Here is a 20,244-nt window from a genome sequence, read left to right on the forward strand (position 1 = left end):
CTATGCTGCCTCGGAAGTTTTCCGTTGACATGCGCCCTATCGGAAGGGTGGGTCGCCGCGTGGGTACCCCGGGTCACGTGTACGTCTGTTGAGTTCTGGTACCCCCTTGTGTACGCCGTTGTGACGCACGACACAAGGGCTCCGGAGGAAATTCATCGCCGGCCCCGGCGGGTCCTGGCGTTTCCCCGGGGCGACCGGAAGCGGTGTCTCAGATCGCCGGGCCGCGGCGCCGGGCACCGGCCCAGACCACCCCGCCGACGGCCACGGCCCCGCCCACGGCCACGGCGGCCAGGGTGGGACGCACCCGCAGCCGGCTGCGCAGCGCGACCGGGCGCATGAAGACCAGCACCGGCCAGCCCCGCTCGCCGGCGATCCGACGCAGCTCCTTGTCGGGGTTCACCGCGAAGGCGTGCCCCACCGCCTCGAGCATCGGCACGTCGGTCACGGAGTCGCTGTAGGCGTAGCTCTGGGCCAGGTCGTAGCCGCGGCGCTCGGCGAGCTCGCGGATCTCGACGGCCTTCTGCTCCGCGTAGACGTAGGTGGCGATCTCGCCGGTGTAGCGACCGTCCTCGACCTCCAGCCGGGTCGCGACCACGGTGTCGGCGCCCAGCATCTCCCCGATCGGCTCGACCACCTCGGTGCCGGAGGCGGAGACGATGACGATGTCGCGCCCGGCGGCCCGGTGCTCCTCGATGAGCGCCACGGCCTCGTCGTAGACGATCGGGTCGACGACGTGGTGCAGGGTCTCGGCCACGATCTCGTTGACGGTGGTCACGTCCCAGCCGGTGCACAGCTGCGACATGAACTGCCGCAGCTTCTCCATCTGGTCGTGGTCGGCGCCGCCGACCAGGTAGACGAACTGCGCGTAGGCCGAGCGCAGCACCGCCCGTCGGGAGATGAGGCCCCCGGCCTGGAAGGGCTTGCTGAAGGCGAGCGTGCTCGACTTCGCGATGATGGTCTTGTCGAGGTCGAAGAAAGCCGCGGAGGCGGTCATGGCACGAGCCTAGGCGCTCGGGCACCCGGAGCGGGGGGCGCACGCCCCGTCCGGGCGTGGGATGCGCCACCCGCCGCCCACAGCACGACCCCGCAGCGCACACCTCCACAACGCCGCACGACCACGCCGTACGCCGCCGCCGGCACGGGGAGCGTGGGCCCATGAGATCCCTGCGACCCGTCCCCGACCCCTCGACCGCGACCGGGGCGGCCGGGCCCGACCCCGGGGGTGCCGGCACCGGACCGGCGGGCGCGGCGCCGCTGGTCGTCACCCGGGACCCCGACCTGCTCGACCAGGTGGGCCGCCTCGCCGCGGCCGCCGGGACGTCGCCTGCGGTGACGGGCGAGCCGGCCCAGGCCCTGCGGCGGTGGACGCGCGCACCCCTGGTGCTGCTGGGCGCCGACCTCGTCGGCGAGATGGCCGTGCTCGGCCCACCGCGGCGCCCCCGCGTGCACGTGGTCAGCACGCGGGTGGTGCCCGACGACCTGTTCCGGCTGGCCCTGGCGGTCGGCGCCGCGGACGTCTCCGACCTCCCGGCGTCGGCCGGGTGGCTCACCGAGCTGCTCACCGACCTCGGTGAGGCCCGGGTGCGCCCGGCCAGGGTCGTCGGGGTCGTGGGCGGCTCCGGCGGCGCCGGGGCCACCACCCTGGCCTGCGCTCTCGGGCAGGGCGCCGCCCGGCGGGGGACCACGCTGGTCGTCGACACCGACCCCGCCGGCCCGGGCCTCGACCGGGTGCTGGGCCTCGAGGGCGTCGACGGCATCCGGTGGGACGCCCTGGGGCGCACCACCGGGCGGCTCAGCGCCCGCTCGCTGCGCGACGCCGTGCCCCGCAGGAACGGCCTGGGGGTGCTGACCTGGGCGCCGGGCGCCGTCGACCTGGTGGCGCCCTTCGCGGCACGTGAGGCGCTCTCCGCGGCCCGGCGCGGTCACGAGACGGTCGTCGTCGACCTGCCCCGGGTGCTGGGCCCGGTGCCCGAGGAGGCCGTCGCGCACTGCGACCTGATCCTGGTCGTGGTGGTGCCGACGGTGCCGGGGCTCTCGTCCGCGGCCCGGGTCTGCGCCCGGCTGGCCGACCCCGGGCGGGTCCGGCTGGTGGTGCGCGGCGGGGCGGACGCCGCGCTGGTGCGGCGTGCGGTCGGGGCGCCGGTGCTGGCAGCGATGGGCGACCAGCGCGGCCTCGACGAGGCGGTCGACCTGGGCCTGGGGCCGGTGCGCTCCCACCGTGGCGTGCTCGGTCGCACCGCCGCCGGGCTGCTCGACCGGCTCGAGCTCTTGGGGGAGGCGGCGTGAGCGACGTGCTGGCTGCCACGCCGGTCGAGGACGAGGTCGCCGCCCTGGTCGAGGTGGTCCGCGACCACTTGGCCCGCGAGCCCGGACCGCTGACGCCGCACCGGGTGGCGACGGCGCTGCGGGCCACCGGGCGACCGGTGGGCGACACGACCGTGCTGGCCGTGCACGAGGCCCTGCGCCGCGACGTCGTCGGGGCCGGACCGCTCGAGCCGTTGCTGCGGCGTCCCGGGGTCACCGACGTCCTGGTCAACGGCCCCCACCAGGTGGTGGTCGACCGCGGCCAGGGGCTCGAGCCCACCGGGGTGCGGTTCCCCGACGACGCAGCCGTGCGCCGGCTGGCGCAGCGACTGGCGGCCGCCGCGGGGCGCCGCCTCGACGACGCGACGCCGTACGCCGACGTGCGGCTGCCCGACGGCACCCGCCTGCACGCCGTGCTCGCCCCGGTCGCCCGGCCCGGCACGTCGATCTCGCTGCGGGTGCCACCGACCCGGGCCATCCACCTCGACGACCTGGTCGCGGCCGGCACCCTGGCGCCCGACGGAGCACGGCTGCTGCGCGCGGTCGTGGCGTCGCGCTGCGCGTTCCTGGTCACCGGCGGCACCGGGAGCGGCAAGACCACGCTGCTGGCCGGGCTGCTGGGGCTCGTCGACCCGACCGAGCGGCTGGTGCTCGTCGAGGACTCCTCCGAGCTGCGACCCGACCACCCGCACGTCGTGGGCCTCGAGGGGCGGCCCGCCAACATTGAGGGCGCCGGGGCGGTCGACGTGCGCACCCTCGTGCGCCAGGCGCTGCGGATGCGCCCCGACCGACTCGTGGTCGGGGAGGTGCGCGGCGCCGAGGTGGTCGATCTCCTGGCTGCGCTCAACACCGGTCACGAGGGCGGCTGCGGCACCCTGCACGCCAACTCCGCCGCCGACGTCCCGGCCCGGGTCGAGGCGCTGGCCCTGGCCGCCGGGCTCGACCGGGCCGCCACCCACAGCCAGCTCGCCTCCGGGGTGCAGCTGGTGGTGCACCTGGCGCGCGGGCGCGACGGCGTACGCCGCATCCGCGAGGTCGCGGTGCCCGAGCGCGGTCGTGACGGGCTGGTGCGGATGCTGAGCGCCGCGCGCCTCGACGGCGACGACCTCGTGGACGGTCCGGGCGCGGAGCGGCTGGCGGTGCTGTTGGCGGGGGCGCTGTGAGCGGGCCGGTCCCGGTCGACGCGGCGGTCACCGACGTCCGGGTCGTCCTGGCCGTGCTGGGTGCCGCCGGGGCGGCCGCCCTGCTGGTGCGTCCGCGCCGGGTCGTCCTGCCCCGTCCCGGTCCGGGGCGGGGTCGGGGCGCCACCCGTCCCGGGTCGGTCCGGGCGGTGGGGCCGGTGGCGACGGCGGTCGCGGGGACGGTGGCGGCGTTGGCGCTGGGCGGGACCGCGCTGCTGCGGGTGCTCGCGCCGGTCGGGGTGGGCCTCGCCGTGGCGCGGGTGCTGCTGGCGCTGCACCGTCGCCGTCGCGCGGACGTCCGGGCCACGGCGTGCGCCGAGCGCGTGCGGGAGACCTGCGAGGCGCTGGCCGCGGAGCTCGCAGCGGGGCGGCCGCCGGGCGCTGCTCTGGAGCGGGCCGCGCAGGAGTGGCCGGTGCTGGCCCCGGTGGCCGAGGCGCACCGGGTCGGGGCCGACGTGCCGGCCGCGTGGCGGGTGGCGGCCGACGAGCCCGGAGCCGGCGACCTGCGGCTCGTCGCGGCCGCGTGGCAGGTGGCGCACCGCACCGGCCACGGCCTCGCCCACGCGGTGGCCCGGGTGGCCACCGACCTGCGCCGGGCCCGCGGCACCCGTCGCATCGTGGCCGGCGAGCTGGCCTCGGCGCGGGCGACCGCGCGGCTGGTCGCGGCCCTGCCGGTCGCCGCGCTGCTGATGGGGTCCGGGGTCGGCGGGGACCCGGTGGGATTCCTCCTCGGGCACCCGGTCGGGCTGGCGTGCCTGGCCGCGGGAGCGGCGCTCGGGCTCGCCGGCATCGCCTGGATCGAGGCACTCGCCCGCGAGGCTGGACGCGCGTCGTGAACCCCGCGCGGGCCCGGGGCCGGACGCCGTGCTGATCGTGCTGGTGGCAGGGCTGGCCGCCATGGCGGCCGCTGCCTGGACGCCGCCGCCCCGGGCCCGCCCCCGCGCCGGCGCGGCGGGCACCGCCGGAGCACCTGGCAACGCCGCTGAGCCGACCGGCTGGATGCGTCGCCACCGGCCCCTGTGGGCCGGGTGCGCGGGCGCCGCGGGGCCCACGCTGATCGGTGGCGGCACCGGCTTCGTGGCCGGGCTCGGTGCGGCCGTGCTGGTCTGGGTGCTGGTGGCGCGCGCCGAACCGCCGGCGCTGCGGCGACGGCGCGAGCAGGTGCGCCGCGACCTGCCGCACCTCGTCGGTCTGCTCGCGGTCGCGCTGCGTGCCGGCGCGGCCCCGGGCGAGGCGGTCTCGGTGGCCTGTGCCGCCCTGCCCGGGCCTGCGGCCACGCACCTGGGCGCCCTGACGGCGCGGCTCGGGCTCGGGGTGGACCCGGGGACGGTCTGGTCCGACGTCGCCCGCGACCCGCTGCTCGCCCCGCTGGGCCGGGCGCTGGCCCGGGCCCACAGCAGCGGCTCCTCGGTCGTCGAGGCCGTCGAGCACCTCGCGGACGACCTGGCCCGCGAGTCCCGCGCCGCGGCCGAGGACCTCGCCCGGTCGGTGGGCGTGCGGGCCGCGGTCCCGCTGGGCATCTGCCTGCTCCCGGCGTTCGTGCTCATCGGGATCGTGCCGCTGGCCGCCGGTCTGATGAGCACCCTGCTGTGAGGGACCGGCGACGTGCCGCGCCACCGACCCTCCACACCCCTGGCGCGCGTACGGCCCCGCCCACAGCCGTCGAGCGAGCGCCGCCGGGCCGGGCGGTCTCCGCACATCCTCGGAGCACCGACCGCGACCCCGCGGCCGCTGACAGGAAGGACGACCCATGACCCACCCCCGCACGCCCGAGAACCGGGCCGAGGACGGCATCACCACCGCGGAGTACGCCGTCGGGACCGCCGCCGGCGCCGGCCTGGCCGGTCTGCTCTACGCGATGCTCACCGGTGGCTTCGGCGACCGGCTGCTGACCACCCTCTTCGACCACGTGCTCGGTCTGCTGGGCATCGGGTGAGCAGTGGGTCGCGACGCGAGCGTGGCGCGGTCACCGCCGAGCTGGCGATGGTGCTGCCGCTGCTGCTGGCCGTGGTGGTGGCGATGACCTGGCTGCTCAGCGTCGGCCTCGCCCAGGTGCGCACCGTCGACGCGGCCCGGGAGGCCGCCCGGGCGCTGGCCCGGGGCGAGGACGAGGCCCGGGCCACGTCCCTGGCGGTGCAGGTGGCGCCGGCGGGGAGCCGGGTCAGTGTCGGTCGCACCGACGGGACCGTGGTGGTCACCGTGCGCGGCACGGTGCAGGGCCCGGGCGGGCTGTTCGGTGGGCTGCCGGGAGCCGAGGTCTCGGCGAGCGCGACGGCGCTGGCGGAGCAGTGAGGACTTCTCCCCGGGCCGCCGGGGAGCGGGGCGCGGCCACGCTCCTCGGCGTCGCGCTGGCCGGGATGCTCCTGCTGGTCGGCGTCACCCTCGCGGAGATCTCTGCCGTCGTGGCCGCCCACCGCCGGGCGCAGGCCGCGGCCGACCTCGCGGCGCTCGCGGGGGCCACCAGCCCGGGGGAGTCGTGCGCCGCCGCGGACCGGGTCGCCACGGCCAACGGGGCCCGGTTGACCGGCTGCCTGCTGGAGGGGGCGGACGTGCTGGTCAGCGTGCAGGTCGACCCGCCGCCCGGCCTCGACCGGCTCGTCACGATCCAGGGTCAGGCCCGCGCCGGTCCGGCGCCGTGACCGTCGCTGGCGGCCTCCTCCAGCAGCACCTCGAGCAGCCGGGCGGCGCCGGCCTTGTCGAGCGGGTTGTTCTGGTTGCCGCACTTGGGTGACTGGATGCAGGAGGGGCAGCCCGACTCGCACTCGCAGGACACGATCGCCTCGCGGGTGGCGCCGAGCCACTCGCGGGCGGTGCGGTAGCCGCGCTCGGCGAAGCCGGCGCCGCCGGGGTGCCCGTCGTGCACGAAGACGGTGAGCACCCCGGTGTCGGGGTGCCGGGCGGTGGAGACACCACCGATGTCCCAGCGGTCGCAGGTCGCGAAGAGCGGCAGCAGCCCGATCGAGCAGTGCTCGGCCGCGTGCGCGGCGCCGGGCAGGTCGCCGGGGTCGAGCCCGCTGTCCTCGAGCACCTCGTCGGGCACGCTCCACCAGACCGCGGTGGTGCGCAGCGAGCGCTCGGGCAGGTCGAGCGGCTCCTCGCCGACGACCTCGCCGCCCGGCTGGCGCCGGCGCAGGAAGGAGACGACCTGGTGGGACACCGCCACCTCGCCCAGCGAGAGCCGGCACCGGCTCCAGGCGGTGTGCTCGCGCTCGCCCAGCACCGTGATGTCGGTGATCTCGCGCGCCGAGGTGGAGTAGTCGGGATCGGCCCGTTCGATGACCGCGACCGCCTCCTCGAGGTCCAACGACTCCACCAGGTAGGTCTCGCCGCGGTGCAGGTAGACCGCGCCGGGGTGGGCGGTGCCGTGCGCGCTCGCGGCGTCGACGGTGCCCACCACCCGCCCGGTCGTGGCCTCGACCAGCTGCACCGGCCGGCCCCCGGCGGAGCGGAGGTCGGCCAGGTCGGAGGCACGGCGCCGGTCGGTCCAGAACCAGCCCTGCGGACGGCGCCGCAGCAGCCCCGCCGCCACGAGCTGGTCGAGGACCGCCCGGCTGGTCGGACCGAACAGCGCGAGGTCGGGCTCGGTGAGGGCCTGCTCCTGCGCCGCAGCGCACAGGTGCGGGCCCAGGACGTAGGGGTTGGACTCGTCGAAGACGGTGGCCTCGACCGGGCGCCCGAAGATCGCCTCGGGGTGGTGCACGAGGTAGGTGTCGAGCGGGTCGTCGCGGGCCACCAGCACGGCGGCGGCGTCCCGGGCGCCGCGACCGGCCCGCCCGACCTGCTGCCACAGGGCGGCCCGGGTGCCGGGGAAGCCGGCCATCAGCACCGCGTCGAGCCCGCTCACGTCGATGCCGAGCTCGAGGGCGTTCGTGGCGGCCAGGCCGAGCAGCTCGCCCGAGCGCAGCTGCTGCTCGATGGCGCGCCGCTCCTCGGGCAGGTAGCCACCCCGGTAGGACGCCACCCGGGCCGGGAGGGAGGGGTCGACCTCGCCCAGCTGCGCGGCCGCGGTCAGCGCCACCTGCTCCGCGCCGCGCCGCGAGCGCACGAACGCCAGGGTGCGCACCCCCTCGACGACGAGGTCGGTGAGCAGGTCGGCGGTCTCGGAGGAGGCCGCGCGGCGCACCGGCGCGCCGTTCTCGCCGGCGTACGACGTCAGCGGCGGCTCCCACAGGCCCAGCGTCACCGCGCCCCGGGGCGAGGCGTCCTCGGTCACCGCGTGCACCGGCAGCCCGGTGAGCTGCCCGGCCGCGGTCGCTGGTTCGGCCACGGTCGCCGAGGCGAGGACGAAGGTGGGGCTCGCGCCGTGCAGCGCGCACACCCGGCGCAGCCGGCGCAGCACCTGCGCGACATGGGCCCCGAAGACGCCGCGGTAGTGGTGGCACTCGTCGACCACCACGTAGCGCAGCGCCCCCAGGAACCGGTGCCAGTGCTCGTGGCCGGGCAGCAGGCTGTGGTGCAGCATGTCGGGGTTGGTCAGCACGTACTCCGCGTGGTCGCGGGCCCAGTCGCGCTGGTCGCGACCCGAGTCGCCGTCGTGCGTGGTCACCCGCAGACCGACCTCGAGGGCGCGCAGCGACGCCAGCTGGTCCTGCGCCAGGGCCTTGGTGGGCGCGAGGTAGAGCGCGCTGGCCCCGCGCTGGCCCCGGCGCCCGCGGGCACCCAGAAGGGTGGTCAGCGCCGGCAGCTGGAAGGCCAGCGACTTGCCCGAGGCGGTGCCGGTCGAGACCACCACGTGCCGCCCGCCGTACGCCGCCTCCGCGGCCTCGACCTGGTGCTCCCAGGGTCGCTCCACGCCGCGTCGCCCGAACGCCGCGACCACCTCGGGGTCGGACCAGGCGGGCCACGCCGCGGGGCGCCCGGGCCGCGGTGCCAGGCGTTCCAGGTGGGTCAGCCGACCCTCCCGCGCCGGCAGCGCCGCCAACCGCTCGACCACGCCCGCGACGCTGCCGCCGACCGGGGTCGGGTGGCGGGCGGAGGGGGGCGGCGGCATGCGACCATGGTCCCAAAGAGCGCCGACAGCGCTCTGCTCGGGCAACGCCCCGACCATCCGCGGTGCGACCAGCCTTTTACTCTGGTGTGCGCGACGCTGGTGGTCGTGGTTTCATATCACTGATCAACGGCCGGACGGGGGCCCCTGAAGTCCCCGGGTGCCACCGCAGCTGACAGGGAGTACACGTGGACCTCACCCTTGCGACACGCGACGCCGATGGCAAGACCATCGTTGCGGTCGGCGGGGAGATCGATGTCTACACAGCACCGAAGCTCCGGGACAAGATCACCGAGCTGGTCGCTGCGGGCGTCTACGACCTCGTCATCGACATGGAAGCCGTCGAGTTCCTCGACTCCACCGGCCTGGGCGTCCTCGTGGGCGGGCTGAAGAAGGTCCGCGCGCACGACGGGTCGCTGCACCTGGTGTGCACCCAGGACCGCCTGCTGAAGATCTTCCGCATCACCGGGCTGGCCAAGGTCTTCGTGATCCACCAGTCGGCCGACGACGCGCTCGCCGCCACCTGAGCCGAGCCCCTCGATCGACGACACGCTGTGGCGTGCGTCACGTGCGCGCGCGCTGAAGCGGTCGCCCGTGCGTAGAGTCTGCCTCGTTCCGTGAGACCTGGGTCACGTTCAGTGGCCCGGGACCCGCTCGTCCGAGTCGCAGGAGGCAGCACATGACGGGGATCGCTCCCGTTGTCGTTGAGGTCACCGGTGGGAACCTCGTCCTGGTCATCGTCGTCGCACTGATCGCGCTCGGCGCGCTCGCGATGGCAGCGATGTTCAGGGCAGAGGTCCTCGCCGCACCCGAAGGCACCGAAAGCATGAAGACCATCGCCCGTGCGGTCCAGGAAGGAGCCAACGCCTATCTGACCCGCCAGTTCCGGACCCTGGCCGTCTTCGCCGCCATCGCGTTCTTCGCGTTGCTGCTGCTCCCGGCCGACGACGCTGTCGTGCGGATCTTCCGGTCCGTGGCCTTCCTCGGCGGTGCGGGCTTCTCCGCCGCCGTGGGCTACCTGGGCATGAACCTCGCGGTGCAGGCCAACCTGCGGGTGGCCACGGCCGCCGAGACGCAGGGTCGCGACCCGGCGATGCACATCGGCTTCCGCACCGGCGCCATGGTCGGCATGCTGACCGTGGGCCTGGGCCTGCTCGGCGCGAGCCTCGTGGTGATCTTCTTCCAGGACAACGCACCCAAGGTCCTCGAGGGCTTCGGCTTCGGCGCCGCACTGCTCGCCATGTTCATGCGGGTCGGCGGCGGCATCTTCACCAAGGCCGCCGACGTCGGCGCCGACCTGGTCGGCAAGGTTGAGAACAACATCCCCGAGGACGACCCGCGCAACGCCGCCACCATCGCCGACAACGTGGGCGACAACGTCGGCGACTGTGCCGGCATGGCCGCCGACCTCTTCGAGTCCTACGCCGTCACCCTGGTCGCCGCGCTGATCCTCGGCTCGCAGGCGTTCGGCGACAAGGGCCTGGTCTACCCGCTGCTCATCCCCGCCATCGGCGCCCTGACCGCTGTCGTCGGCGTCTACCTCTGCCAGCCCCGCGCCGGCGAGAGCGGCCTGAAGACCATCAACCGGGCCTTCTACATCTCGGCCGCGATCGGCGCCGTCGGCTCGGTGCTGCTCTCGTTCGTCTACCTGCCCGGCGAGTGGTCCGAGCTCGACGTCTCGGTCGCCGCCGAGGTGAGCCCCCCGGTCTTCGCCTCGGTCGCCGTGGTGATCGGCATCGTGCTGGCCGCCGCCATCCTGGCGCTGACCGGCTACTTCACCGGCACCGAGCACCGCCCGGTCCAGGACGTCGGCAAGACCTCGCTCACCGGCGCGGCCACCGTCATCCTCTCCGGGCTCTCGGTCGGCTTCGAGTCGGCCGTCTACACCGCGCTCGTCATCGGTGCGGCCGTCTTCGGTGCCGCGCTCATCGGCGGCCAGGTGGCCCTCTTCGGCGTGGCGCTGGCCGGCTGCGGTCTGCTGACCACGGTCGGTGTGATCGTGGCCATGGACACCTTCGGTCCCGTCTCCGACAACGCCCAGGGCATCGCGGAGATGTCGGGCGACGTGAGCCCCGAGGGCGCGCAGATCCTCACCGAGCTCGACGCGGTGGGCAACACCACGAAGGCGATCACCAAGGGCATCGCGATCGCGACGGCCGTGCTGGCCGCGAGCGCGCTGTTCGCCTCCTACACCCAGGATGCTTTCGACAAGTTCGCCGAGGTCGCCGCGCAGAGCGAGACCAGTGCCTTCCTCGAGGGCTTCTGGGTCTTCGACGCCAAGGTCCTCGTCGGCGCGCTGCTCGGCGCGAGCGTGGTCTTCCTCTTCTCCGGCCTGGCGATCAACGCCGTGGGCCGGGCCGCGGGCGCCGTGGTCTACGAGGTGCGGCGCCAGTTCCGCGAGATCCCCGGGATCATGGAGGGCACCGGTCGACCGGAGTACGGCAAGGTCGTCGACATCGTCACCCGCGACTCGCTGCGCGAGCTCGCCACGCCGGGCATCCTGGCCATCCTCGCGCCGGTCGCGGTCGGCTTCGGCCTCGGTGTCGCGCCCCTGGCCGGCTTCCTGGCCGGCGCGATCGCCACCGGCACCCTGATGGCCGTCTTCCTCGCCAACGCCGGCGGGGCCTGGGACAACGCCAAGAAGCTCGTCGAGGACGGCCACCACGGTGGCAAGGGCTCGCTGGCCCACGAGGCCACGATCATCGGCGACACCGTGGGCGACCCGTTCAAGGACACCGCCGGCCCGGCCATCAACCCGCTGCTGAAGGTGATGAACCTGGTCTCGCTGCTGATCGTGGCGGCGATCGTGGACATGTCCTACGGGGAGGGCGAGAACGACGTGCTCCGCATCTTCATCGCGCTGGTGGCCGCGGCGATCATCGTGGTCGCGGTCTACATCTCCAAGCAGCGCTCCGTGGTCATCGGTGACGACGAGCCGGTCGTCGCCGGCCCGATGACGCCCTAGCCCCCGGAGCGTCGCAGCACCACCCGCACGACGAAGCCCCCGCCCGGACTCCGGGCGGGGGCTTCGTCCATGGCGGGACGTCGGGTCAGCGACGCTTCTTCTTCTTCAGCACCGTCACCCGGACCGGCTTCGCGGTCGAGGTGGCGGTGGTCTGCGAGCCGGCGTAGCCCACCAGGAAGGTGTGCTTGCCGGGCCTGAGCTTCTTGAGGCGGATCGTCCTGCGGCCCTTCGGGACGGCGACGGTCGCGAGCGTGCGCGCGCCCTCGGTCACGGTGACCGTGCCGTCGGGGCTGACCGACCCGGCGTCGACGACGATCTTCAGCACCGCGGCCTTGCCCTGGCGCACCTTCTTCTTGCGGGCCTTCGCCGTGGTGCTGGTGGCGGCCTTCGGCACCGTCACGGCCGAGGTGGTGAAGACCCCGGGGGCGTACGCCGTCCGGGTGGCGGTGACCCGCATGGCCAGGGCGCGGCCCAGGTCGGCGGCGGTGACGGCGTACGTCGCGCCGGTGACGCCGCTGAGCACCGTGCCGTCGCGCAGCCACTGGTAGCCGAAGGTCGGCGTCTCGCCGGTGCCCCAGGTCCCGGGCGACGCGGTGAGGGTCTGGCCCAGGGCGGGCGTGCCGGTCAGGCGCGGCTGGACGGAGGCCACGATCGCGTCACCGACGGCCGGGGTGACCGGCTCGGTGTCGACCGTGGCTCTGGTGAAGCCCTTCTTCGTCCCGGTCACGGTCGCGGTGATCGCCCGGCCGAGGTCGGCCGGGGTCAGCAGGTACGCCGCCGTGGTCGCGCCGCTGATCGGGGTGCCGTCGCGCAGCCACTGGTAGGCGTGCTGCACCGCGTCGGTGTTCCACTGCGGGTCGCTGACGGTGACGGTCCCGCCGACCTTCGCGGTGCCGGAGACCGCCGGCTGCGAGGTCGCGCCCAGCTTCTGCTCGGGCGCTGCCGGGATGGGCAGGTAGTCGGTCAGCAGGCTGATCAGCGGCAGCCCGGCGAGCAGACCCGTGACCCGGGCGTGGATGGTGGTGCCGGCCTGCGCGAGCCCGGGCACGAACGTCTGGCCGGTGGCGCCGGGGATCGCGACGTCGTCGGAGAACCACTGGTAGCTCGTGCTCACGCCCGGCAGGCTCCAGACCGGGTCCAGGATCTGCAGCAGCGACCCGACCCCGGGGATGCCGGAGAGCTGGGGTGGCGTGCCTGTCAGGTCGCCGGTCGTGCCGCCGCCGCCGGTGCTGGGGGCGAGGATGCGGACGACGCCGGTGATCGACGGCACCGGGACCAGGCCGAGCACCGTGCCGGTGACGACCGCTTGGAGGTTCTTCCCGACGTCGTCGGGGGTGGGCAGGTAGGAGTCGCCCGTGGCGCCCGTGACGGCCACGCCGTCGCGCAGCCACTGGACCGACTCGGTGACGGTGAGCAGCCCGAGCGGGTTGTCCCACCGCGGGCGCTGCAGGCCCAGCAGATCGCCGGGCGCGGCGGTGCCGTCGAGAGCGCCCAGGATCGCGGCCGGGTCCAGGATCTTCAGGAGGTCCAGCACCCCGCGCTCGGCGGTGGCCGCGGGTCCCGGTGCGGGCTCGGCAGCGGTCGCGGAGGCCAGCCCGGTGCCGGAGGCGATCAGTGTGGTCGCCACGGTGGTGCTGACAGCGGCGCCCAGGCCGGTGGTCAGGGCGCGTCGAGCTCGGGTCATGTGGGTTCCCTCCCCGTGTATGGTCACCGCGAACTGGGGCTCCCGACCCGGGCGCGGCGGATGGTGCTTGGCAAAGTAGGACGAGATGCCCGCGCCCGTCCGCGGATCCGCGAAGATGTGACCGTTCGGGCTACGTCCTACAGTCGCGGGGTGAGCGATCTCCCCCATCTCCTCCGCGACGCCCTGGTCCGAGCCGACTTCACCTACGACGCCGTGGCCGAGCTGCTCGGCCCGCGCGCGCACGACGCGCTGGCGCGCAACGAGACGACCCCGGGGCTGCGGCGTACGGCGCAGGCCGGCTCGCCGCTGGCCACGCTGGTGCGGCTCTTCCTGCTGCAGACGCCCGTGGACGTCGCGGACGCGGAGGCGGCGCTGCCCGACCTCGTGGACCGGATGTGCGTCGAGGGCCTGCTCGAGCAGTCGGTCGGGGAGGTGGCGGCGCGCCTCGACGTGCGGCCCTACGCCACCGAGCACGCCGGCCCCGCCGGGTCGGCCGGGGTCGTCACCGAGCACCTGTGGGTGGTCTCCGACCTCACTCCCGGTCTCGACGGTGCCCCGCAGCGGCTCAGTGCCGACCACGTGCTCGGCATCAGCCCGGCGTCGACCTCGTTGGCCCAGCTGGTGCGGCGCGAGCCGGTCGGGCGCGCCCTCGACCTCGGCACCGGGTGCGGCGTCCAGGCCCTGCACCTGGCTCGGCACAGCGGCAGCGTCGTCGCCACCGACGTCAACGCCCGGGCGCTGCGGCTGACCCGCTTCAACGCCGCCCTCAACGACCTCGCCGACACCGTGGAGGTGCGCGACGGGTCGTTCTTCGAGCCGGTCGCCGACGAGCGGTTCGACCTGATCGCCACCAACCCGCCGTTCGTGATCTCCCCGGCCACCGGCGAGCGGCTGGTCTACCGCGACTCCGGGCTGCCCGGCGACCGCGTGGTCGAGGACATCGTGCGCACCGCGCCCGACCACCTCGCTCCCGGCGGCTGGTGCCACGTCCTGGCGAACTGGGTGATCACCGAGGACCAGCCCTGGGACGAGCGGATCGGTGGGTGGCTGCGCGACGACGTGGACGCGCTCGTGGTGCAGCGCGAGACCCTCGACCCCGCGGCGTACGTCGAGCTGTGGCTCAAGGACTCGGGCCACCACCCCTCCACGGGCACCGACGGCCCGGCCGCGGCCGCCGACTACCGCCGCCGCTACGACACCTGGCTGTCGTGGATGGAGGACCAGCGCATCCAGGCCGTCGGCTTCGGCTGGGTCAACCTGCGCCGCCACGACGAGTCGGGGCAGACCCCGGCGCGCGAGCTGCTGTCGTGGCCCTACGAGGTGGAGCAGCCGATCGCCCCGGCCGTCGCCGCCTGGGGCAGCGCGACCCGCCTCGCGGTCGGGACGGCGAGCCGTCTGGTCACGCGCCCCGACGTACGGCAGGAGACGCTGGGCGCCCCCGGGGCGGAGGACCCCGAGACGATCGTGCTGCGTCAGCAGACCGGCCTGCGCCGGGCCCGCACGGCCGACACCGTCGTGGCCGCCCTCGTCGGCGCCTGCGACGGCGAGCTGACGGTCGGCCAGATCCTCGACGCCCTCGCCGAGCTGCTCGACCTCGACGTCGCCGCCGTGCACGAGGACTACCTCCCCGTGGTGCGCGAGATGGTCCGGGAGGGCTACCTCACCCCCGCCTGACCCGCGACCCGGCCCAGATATCACCCTGACCCGGCCCAGATGTCACCCTGACCCGGCCCAGATATCACCGCGACCCGGCGCGAACATCGCGTCGAGCCGGCGCCTGTCCGCAGCGTCTCGGGGCCGAGCGGCCGATTGCGCCGGCTCAGCGCGACATCTGCGCCGACTCGGCGGGTGGTCAGGGAAGGGCGAGCCGCCCGGCGATCGGGTACGCCGGCTGCTCGAGCTCGCTGCCGAGGACCGCGTCGATGGTGACGTCGAGGGAGGGCACCGCTCCGCAGGTGGCTGCGTCGAACCGGATCGTGCCGGACGAGTCCGGGGCGGCACTCGTGATCTCGTTGGCACGACGGGTCGGGTCGCTGCTGGGCACGGCGGCGAAGTACTGCAGGGTCCACTCGTCCGAGGAGACGTTCTTGCGGGTGGAGCTGCCCTCGAAGGGCAGCTCGTAGGTGCGTCGCAGCTCCACGTCGTCGACGAGGACCGAGATGTCCAGCAGCGGTTCGAGGAGGGTGTCGTCGTCGCCGGGGGCGGTGACCAGGGGCGAGGTGGCGGTGAGGCGCTGCCCCAGCCTTCCGGCCTCCTCGCAGCTCAGCTCGACGGGTCCGAACCCCATCCGGGCGCCGTCGTCGCGGGTCACCACCACCTCGTTGACGCCGCCCTGGCCGGCCGGGTCCGGGGCCGTCTCCGGCTCGGTGCCACCGGTCGTGAGGGCCAGGGTGCCGCCGACGAGAGCGAGGGCGAGCGCGCCCCCGGCGACCACGCCGGCCCGGCGCTGGCGCCGACGGCGCGTGATGGCGGTGTCGAGCGTCCCGACGAGGTCGGTGGGTGGGGCCAGGGAGCCGCTGAGCCGCGCGTAGGCGTCGCTGAGCGCGGGGTCGCGGCCGTGGGAGGTGGGGTGGAGGTCGGTGGGGGTCATCGCTGGGTCGCTTCCTGGGAGCCGGGGAGGGCCGGGTGGTGGGGGCGGCGCGCGCCCAGCTGCTCTTGCAGCCGCTCGGTGCCGCGGGAGAGGTGGGACTTCACGGTGCCCTCGGCGCAGCCCATCCGTTCCGCGATGCCTCGGACGTCGAGGTCCTCGACGTAGCGCAGCGCGAGCGCCGTGCGCTGCCGCGGGGTCAGGGTCGCCAGGGCCTCGACGAGCCAGGCGTCGAGCTCCCCGACGAGCTGGACCCGGGTGTCCTCGCGTCGGGGGCCGGGCGTCAGCACCTCGCGGCGGAAACGGCGCAGCCGGTCGATGTTGAGCCGGGTCATCACGGTGCGGGCGTACGCGGCCGGCTCGTCGAACCGGGTGCGCCCCCACCGCTCACCCATCCGCACCAACGTCTCCTGGGTCAGGTCCCAAGCATCGTGGGGGTTGCCGGTGAGGGCGTGGGCGAACCCGAGCAGGCCCGGGGTCTGGGCCTGCGCGAAGTCGGCGAACTCCGCTGGTCCGGGTCGTGGTGGGTGGGTGCTCATCCGAGTCCTCTGCTCGCAGGGTCCTGACACCACCATGACGGTGCCGGGCCCCAGAAGGTTGAGACCGGCACCGACCGAACCGACATCCGGGCCGACTGGACGCGACATCCGGGCCGGGTCGGCGTGATATCTGGGCCGGGTCAGTCGGCGTCGCTGGCGGCCACGGCCCGGTCGCGCAGGTGCACCAGGCGGGCCCGGGTGGCCGCGGTGAGCAGGTCGGCCCGGCCGAGGTCGAGCAGGTCCGGCACCCCGAGCGGGCGGTGGTGGGGCTGCGAGGCGGGCTGGCGGAAGCCGACCAGCCCGGCACGCACCGGGGCGCCGTACGTCGACGGGGTGCTGCGCAGGCCCAGGAAGTCCCGCAGGGTGCCGACCCGCATCCCGCCCACGGGGTGGATCAACCCGTTGGCCTTGGCCACCGCCCAGGTGATCCCCGCGGCGGAGGCCGCCGCGGAGGTGGCGCCCGTCACCACGCGGGGGTCCTCGCGCCACAGCGCCAGCAGTGCGGTGCGCAGCGCCGTGGCGACCTCGGCGTCGAACCAGCTCCGGGCGACGGCGTCCAGCAGCTCGGCCACCGACTCCACCCGCTGCCGGTCGGTATCACGGGCGTAGTCCTCGGGCAGGTCGGGCGGGTCGCCGAGCGGCTCGCTGTCGAGCGCGGTCAGGGCCGTCCGGCCGCCGACCCGGTCGGCCAGCCAGCCGAGCACGTCCTGCCACACCGGGGTCGGCGCCGGCGGGGCCGGGCGCTGCTGCTCGCGGTCCAGCCGGGCGGCGTGCTCGGCCCAGGCGCTGCCGGCGACCGAGCCGGTGGAGTGCGAGACCAGCCGGCCGTCGATGAACACCAGCTCGGTGAGCCGCTCGTCCTCCGGCGCCCCGGCCCAGGCGGGGCCCCAGCCCCGGTGCTCGGCGCGGTCCGGGTCGGCGCGGTCGAGGTCGTCGAGGTAGCGGTCGTCGTAGGGCAGGCGCAGGCGGGGGTGCGGCGGGGCGACGTGGTCGTGCACGGGGCTCTCCTCGGGGTGGGACGGGTGGTGGACGGACGAGGCTGGCACGGTTCGCGCTCGGCCGTGCCGCTCCTCCACAGGCCCCGACCGGGACCGAGCGACACCCGCACTGACCTGCGCAAAGTGTCCAGGGCGGTGCCGCCGGAGCGGCGTACGCCGGGTCACGCGCTAACGTGACGGCCGGCGGGACCCTCGGGGGTCGCCCCAGCAGGCACGTCAGAGAGCACCGCCGCTCGTCCCCTCTCTCCTCGAAGGAATGACAGACCCAGTGGCACACAAGTTGGTGATCGTCGAGTCCCCGGCGAAGGCCCGCACCATCGGCGGGTACCTCGGTCCGGGGTACGTCGTCGAGTCCTCCATCGGCCACATCCGCGACCTCCCGCAGTCGGCTGCCGACACCCCGGCGAAGATCAAGGACAAGCCGTGGGGCCGGCTGGCCGTCGACGTCGACAACGGCTTCGCGCCCTACTACGTGGTGCCGCGCGACAAGAAGGCGCACATCACCAAGCTCAAGGGTCTGCTCAAGGACGCCGACGAGCTCTACCTCGCCACCGATGAGGACCGCGAGGGCGAGGCCATCGCGTGGCACCTGCTCGACGAGCTGAAGCCGAAGAACATCCCGGTGCACCGGATGGTGTTCCACGAGATCACCAAGTCGGCGATCCAGGCCGCGGTGGAGAACCCGCGCACGATCAACGACGACCTCGTCGAGGCCCAGGAGGCGCGCCGCATCCTGGACCGCCTCTACGGCTACGAGGTCTCCCCGGTGCTGTGGAAGAAGGTCATGTCCGGGCTGTCCGCCGGGCGCGTGCAGTCGGTGGCCACCCGTCTGGTCGTCGACAAGGAGCGCGACCGGATGGCGTTCCGGATCGCCTCCTACTGGGACCTCGAGGGCACCTTCGACGCCGGGTCCAAGCACGACCAGCGGATGTTCCCCGCCAAGGTCTACTCCGTCGACGAGCGACGCGTGGCGCGCGGCTCCGACTTCACCTCCGACGGGGTGCTGAAGGCCTCCGCCGAGGGCAAGGTCGTGCACCTCGACCGCACCCGCGCCGAGGCGCTGGTCGCGGGCCTGCAGGAGACGACGTTCGACGTCCGCTCGGTGGAGTCCAAGCCCTACCGCCGCTCGCCGTACGCGCCCTTCCGCACCACGACGCTGCAGCAGGAGGCCAGCCGCAAGCTCGGCATGGGCGCCAGCGTGACGATGTCGGTGGCCCAGCGGCTGTACGAGAACGGCTACATCACCTACATGCGTACCGACTCCACGACCCTGTCGGGCACCGCGGTCAACGCGGCGCGCGCCCAGGTCCAGGAGCTGTACGGCGCGGAGTACCTGCCCGACAAGCCGCGCACCTACGCCTCGAAGGTCAAGAACGCCCAGGAGGCGCACGAGGCGATCCGGCCCGCCGGCGAGTCGTTCCGCACCCCCGCGCAGACCGGGCTCAAGGGCGAGCAGTTCCGCCTCTACGAGCTGATCTGGATGCGCACCGTCGCCTCGCAGATGAAGGACGCCGTCGGCCAGTCGGTCACCATCCGCCTCGGCGGCGCGGCCAGCACGGGCGAGGACGTCGTGTTCTCCGCCAGCGGTCGCGTCATCACCTTCCACGGCTTCCTCAAGGCCTACGTCGAGGGCACCGACGAGGGCGCCCAGAAGGACGACGCCGAGACCCGGCTGCCGCAGCTGGCCCAGGGCGACGCCGTGTCGGCCGCCTCGATCGCCGCCAACGGCCACGAGACGAAGCCGCCGGCGCGCTACACCGAGGCGACGCTGATCAAGGAGCTCGAGGAGCGCGAGATCGGCCGCCCGTCGACGTACGCCTCGATCCTGGGCACCATCCTCAACCGCGGCTACGTCTACAAGAAGGGCACCGCGCTGGTCCCGGCGTGGCTGGCCTTCTCGGTGATCCGGCTGCTCGAGGAGCACTTCCCGCGCCAGATCTCCTACGAGTTCACCGCTCAGATGGAGGACGTGCTCGACGAGATCGCGGCGGGGCGCAAGCAGCGCACCACCGAGCTCGGCGAGTTCTACTACGGCTCCGGCGAGCTGGTCGGGCTGAAGAAGCTCGTCGACGAGCTGGGCGACATCGACGCCCGCGAGCTGGCCACCTTCCCGATCGGCGACCCCGCGTCGGGGATCAACCTGAGGGTGGGGCGCTACGGCCCCTACCTCGAGGGTCCCGACGACGAGGGCAACCCGGCCGGCAAGCGGGCCAACGTGCCCGAGGACCTGCCGCCCGACGAGCTGACGATGGCCAAGGCCGTCGAGCTGTTCGCCAACCCCGCCGGCGAGGAGATCGCGCTCGGCGTGCACCCCGAGACCGGTCTCGAGGTGGTGGCCAAGAACGGTCGGTTCGGGCCCTACGTCACCGAGGCGCTGCCCGAGGACGCCAAGAAGAGCGCGAAGGCGCGCACCGGCTCGCTGTTCAAGTCGATGTCGCTGGACACCATCACCCTCGACGACGCCGTCCGGCTGCTCTCGCTGCCGCGCGTGGTGGGGGCGGACCCCGAGAGCGGCGACGAGATCACCGCGCAGAACGGCCGCTACGGGCCGTACCTGAAGAAGGGCACCGACTCCCGCTCGCTGACCAGCGAGGACCAGCTCTTCACGATCACCCTCGACGAGGCGCTGAAGATCTACTCCCAGCCCAAGCAGCGCGGCCGGGCGGCGGCCGCGCCGCCGCTCAAGGAGCTGGGCAACGACCCGGTCTCCGGGCAGCCGGTCGTGGTGAAGTCGGGCCGCTTCGGCGAGTACGTCACCGACGGCGAGCACAACGCGACCCTGCGCAAGGACGACACGGTCGAGGACATCACCCTCGAGCGCGCCGCCGAGCTGCTCGAGGAGCGACGCGCCCGCGGTCCGGCCAAGAAGGGCGCGAAGAAGACCGCCAAGAAGACGGCGAAGAAGACCACGAAGAAGGCCGCGGCCAAGAAGACGACGACGAAGAAGGCCGCCGCGAAGAAGACGACCAAGAAGGCTGCCGCGAAGAAGGCCTGAGGTC

The 20,244-nt window shown here is 74.5% G+C and carries 17 protein-coding genes; 11 read left to right on the forward strand and 6 right to left on the reverse strand.

Going from position 1 to position 20,244, the window contains the following annotated elements; translation table 11 throughout:
• Window positions 1-208 precede the first annotated feature (208 nt).
• A complete protein-coding gene (locus I601_RS07755; RefSeq protein ID WP_068107955.1) occupies window positions 209-994 on the reverse strand; it encodes an HAD family hydrolase in 786 nt (261 codons plus the stop codon).
• Between the two features lie 161 nt (window positions 995-1,155).
• Between I601_RS07755 and ssd the strand changes: the two genes are divergently transcribed.
• The 7 genes from ssd to I601_RS07790 all read left to right on the forward strand — a co-directional run bounded on the left by ssd (window position 1,156) and on the right by I601_RS07790 (window position 6,124).
• A complete protein-coding gene (gene ssd, locus I601_RS21560; RefSeq protein ID WP_157519959.1) occupies window positions 1,156-2,286 on the forward strand; it encodes a septum site-determining protein Ssd in 1,131 nt (376 codons plus the stop codon).
• Window positions 2,283-3,467, forward strand: coding sequence for a TadA family conjugal transfer-associated ATPase (locus I601_RS07765; protein WP_068107957.1), 1,185 nt, complete (start codon window positions 2,283-2,285; stop codon window positions 3,465-3,467). The genes ssd and I601_RS07765 overlap by 4 nt, the downstream gene beginning before the upstream one ends.
• A complete protein-coding gene (locus I601_RS07770; protein ID WP_084527321.1) occupies window positions 3,464-4,321 on the forward strand; it encodes a type II secretion system F family protein in 858 nt (285 codons plus the stop codon). The genes I601_RS07765 and I601_RS07770 overlap by 4 nt, the downstream gene beginning before the upstream one ends.
• A gap of 28 nt (window positions 4,322-4,349) precedes the next feature.
• Window positions 4,350-5,078 (forward strand): type II secretion system F family protein, encoded by a 729-nt coding sequence (locus I601_RS07775; protein ID WP_237089583.1) that lies wholly within the window; start codon window positions 4,350-4,352, stop codon window positions 5,076-5,078.
• 157 nt (window positions 5,079-5,235) lie between these two features.
• Window positions 5,236-5,421, forward strand: a complete 186-nt coding sequence (locus I601_RS07780; protein ID WP_068107959.1) for a DUF4244 domain-containing protein — start codon at window positions 5,236-5,238, stop codon at window positions 5,419-5,421.
• Window positions 5,418-5,777: a TadE family type IV pilus minor pilin gene (locus I601_RS07785; protein WP_068107960.1), complete on the forward strand. Its 360-nt coding sequence runs from the start codon at window positions 5,418-5,420 to the stop codon at window positions 5,775-5,777. The genes I601_RS07780 and I601_RS07785 overlap by 4 nt, the downstream gene beginning before the upstream one ends.
• Entirely contained in the window at window positions 5,774-6,124 is a 351-nt protein-coding gene (locus I601_RS07790; protein WP_068107962.1) for an Rv3654c family TadE-like protein, read from the forward strand. Before I601_RS07785 ends, I601_RS07790 begins: the two co-directional genes overlap by 4 nt.
• Here the strand turns inward: I601_RS07790 and I601_RS07795 are convergent.
• On the reverse strand, window positions 6,097-8,475 hold the full coding sequence (locus I601_RS07795) for a DEAD/DEAH box helicase (protein ID WP_068107964.1): 2,379 nt from the start codon (window positions 8,473-8,475) through the stop codon (window positions 6,097-6,099). The genes I601_RS07790 and I601_RS07795 overlap by 28 nt on opposite strands.
• Before the next feature lie 185 nt (window positions 8,476-8,660).
• On the opposite strand from I601_RS07795, the gene I601_RS07800 reads away from it, so the two are divergent.
• Together I601_RS07800 and I601_RS07805 are read left to right on the forward strand one after the other, a co-directional pair.
• A complete protein-coding gene (locus I601_RS07800; RefSeq protein WP_068107966.1) occupies window positions 8,661-8,999 on the forward strand; it encodes an anti-sigma factor antagonist in 339 nt (112 codons plus the stop codon).
• Between the two features lie 152 nt (window positions 9,000-9,151).
• Window positions 9,152-11,437 (forward strand): sodium-translocating pyrophosphatase, encoded by a 2,286-nt coding sequence (locus I601_RS07805; RefSeq protein WP_068107968.1) that lies wholly within the window; start codon window positions 9,152-9,154, stop codon window positions 11,435-11,437.
• A gap of 85 nt (window positions 11,438-11,522) precedes the next feature.
• Here the strand turns inward: I601_RS07805 and I601_RS07810 are convergent, their stop codons facing one another.
• Window positions 11,523-13,121, reverse strand: a complete 1,599-nt coding sequence (locus I601_RS07810) for an Ig-like domain repeat protein (protein ID WP_068107970.1) — start codon at window positions 13,119-13,121, stop codon at window positions 11,523-11,525.
• A gap of 150 nt (window positions 13,122-13,271) precedes the next feature.
• Here I601_RS07810 and I601_RS07815 point away from each other — a divergent pair, with 150 nt between their 5' ends.
• Window positions 13,272-14,795 carry a DUF7059 domain-containing protein gene (locus I601_RS07815; RefSeq protein WP_068107972.1) on the forward strand — a complete coding sequence of 508 codons (1,524 nt, stop codon included), beginning with the start codon at window positions 13,272-13,274 and terminating at the stop codon, window positions 14,793-14,795.
• A gap of 178 nt (window positions 14,796-14,973) precedes the next feature.
• On the opposite strand, the gene I601_RS07820 is transcribed toward I601_RS07815, so the two are convergent.
• The 3 genes from I601_RS07820 to I601_RS07830 all read right to left on the reverse strand — a co-directional run bounded on the left by I601_RS07820 (window position 14,974) and on the right by I601_RS07830 (window position 17,245).
• Window positions 14,974-15,711 carry a hypothetical protein gene (locus I601_RS07820; protein ID WP_068107975.1) on the reverse strand — a complete coding sequence of 246 codons (738 nt, stop codon included), beginning with the start codon at window positions 15,709-15,711 and terminating at the stop codon, window positions 14,974-14,976.
• Window positions 15,708-16,247: a SigE family RNA polymerase sigma factor gene (locus tag I601_RS07825; RefSeq protein WP_068107976.1), complete on the reverse strand. Its 540-nt coding sequence runs from the start codon at window positions 16,245-16,247 to the stop codon at window positions 15,708-15,710. The genes I601_RS07820 and I601_RS07825 overlap by 4 nt, the downstream gene beginning before the upstream one ends.
• Window positions 16,248-16,387: 140 nt before the next feature.
• Entirely contained in the window at window positions 16,388-17,245 is an 858-nt protein-coding gene (locus I601_RS07830; RefSeq protein WP_068107978.1) for a hypothetical protein, read from the reverse strand.
• 256 nt (window positions 17,246-17,501) lie between these two features.
• Between I601_RS07830 and topA the strand changes: the two genes are divergently transcribed.
• The gene (topA, locus tag I601_RS07835) at window positions 17,502-20,240 is read left to right on the forward strand and encodes a type I DNA topoisomerase (protein ID WP_068107980.1); all 2,739 of its coding nucleotides are present in this window, start codon (window positions 17,502-17,504) and stop codon (window positions 20,238-20,240) included.
• The last annotated feature ends 4 nt before the right edge of the window (window positions 20,241-20,244 follow it).

The organism is Nocardioides dokdonensis FR1436, assembly GCF_001653335.1.
Lineage (GTDB): Bacteria > Actinomycetota > Actinomycetes > Propionibacteriales > Nocardioidaceae > Nocardioides > Nocardioides dokdonensis.

Bases quoted from the DNA above. Each gene is read 5' to 3' on its own strand.
- I601_RS07780 (WP_068107959.1), top strand. From the start codon at position 5,236: ATGACCCACCCCCGCACGCCCGAGAACCGGGCCGAGGACGGCATCACC.
- topA (WP_068107980.1), top strand. From the start codon at position 17,502: ATGACAGACCCAGTGGCACACAAGTTGGTGATCGTCGAGTCCCCGGCG.
- I601_RS07810 (WP_068107970.1), bottom strand. From the start codon at position 13,121: ATGACCCGAGCTCGACGCGCCCTGACCACCGGCCTGGGCGCCGCTGTC.
- I601_RS07795 (WP_068107964.1), bottom strand. From the start codon at position 8,475: ATGCCGCCGCCCCCCTCCGCCCGCCACCCGACCCCGGTCGGCGGCAGC.
- ssd (WP_157519959.1), top strand. From the start codon at position 1,156: ATGAGATCCCTGCGACCCGTCCCCGACCCCTCGACCGCGACCGGGGCG.
- I601_RS07755 (WP_068107955.1), bottom strand. From the start codon at position 994: ATGACCGCCTCCGCGGCTTTCTTCGACCTCGACAAGACCATCATCGCG.
- I601_RS07825 (WP_068107976.1), bottom strand. From the start codon at position 16,247: ATGAGCACCCACCCACCACGACCCGGACCAGCGGAGTTCGCCGACTTC.
- I601_RS07820 (WP_068107975.1), bottom strand. From the start codon at position 15,711: ATGACCCCCACCGACCTCCACCCCACCTCCCACGGCCGCGACCCCGCG.
- I601_RS07805 (WP_068107968.1), top strand. From the start codon at position 9,152: ATGACGGGGATCGCTCCCGTTGTCGTTGAGGTCACCGGTGGGAACCTC.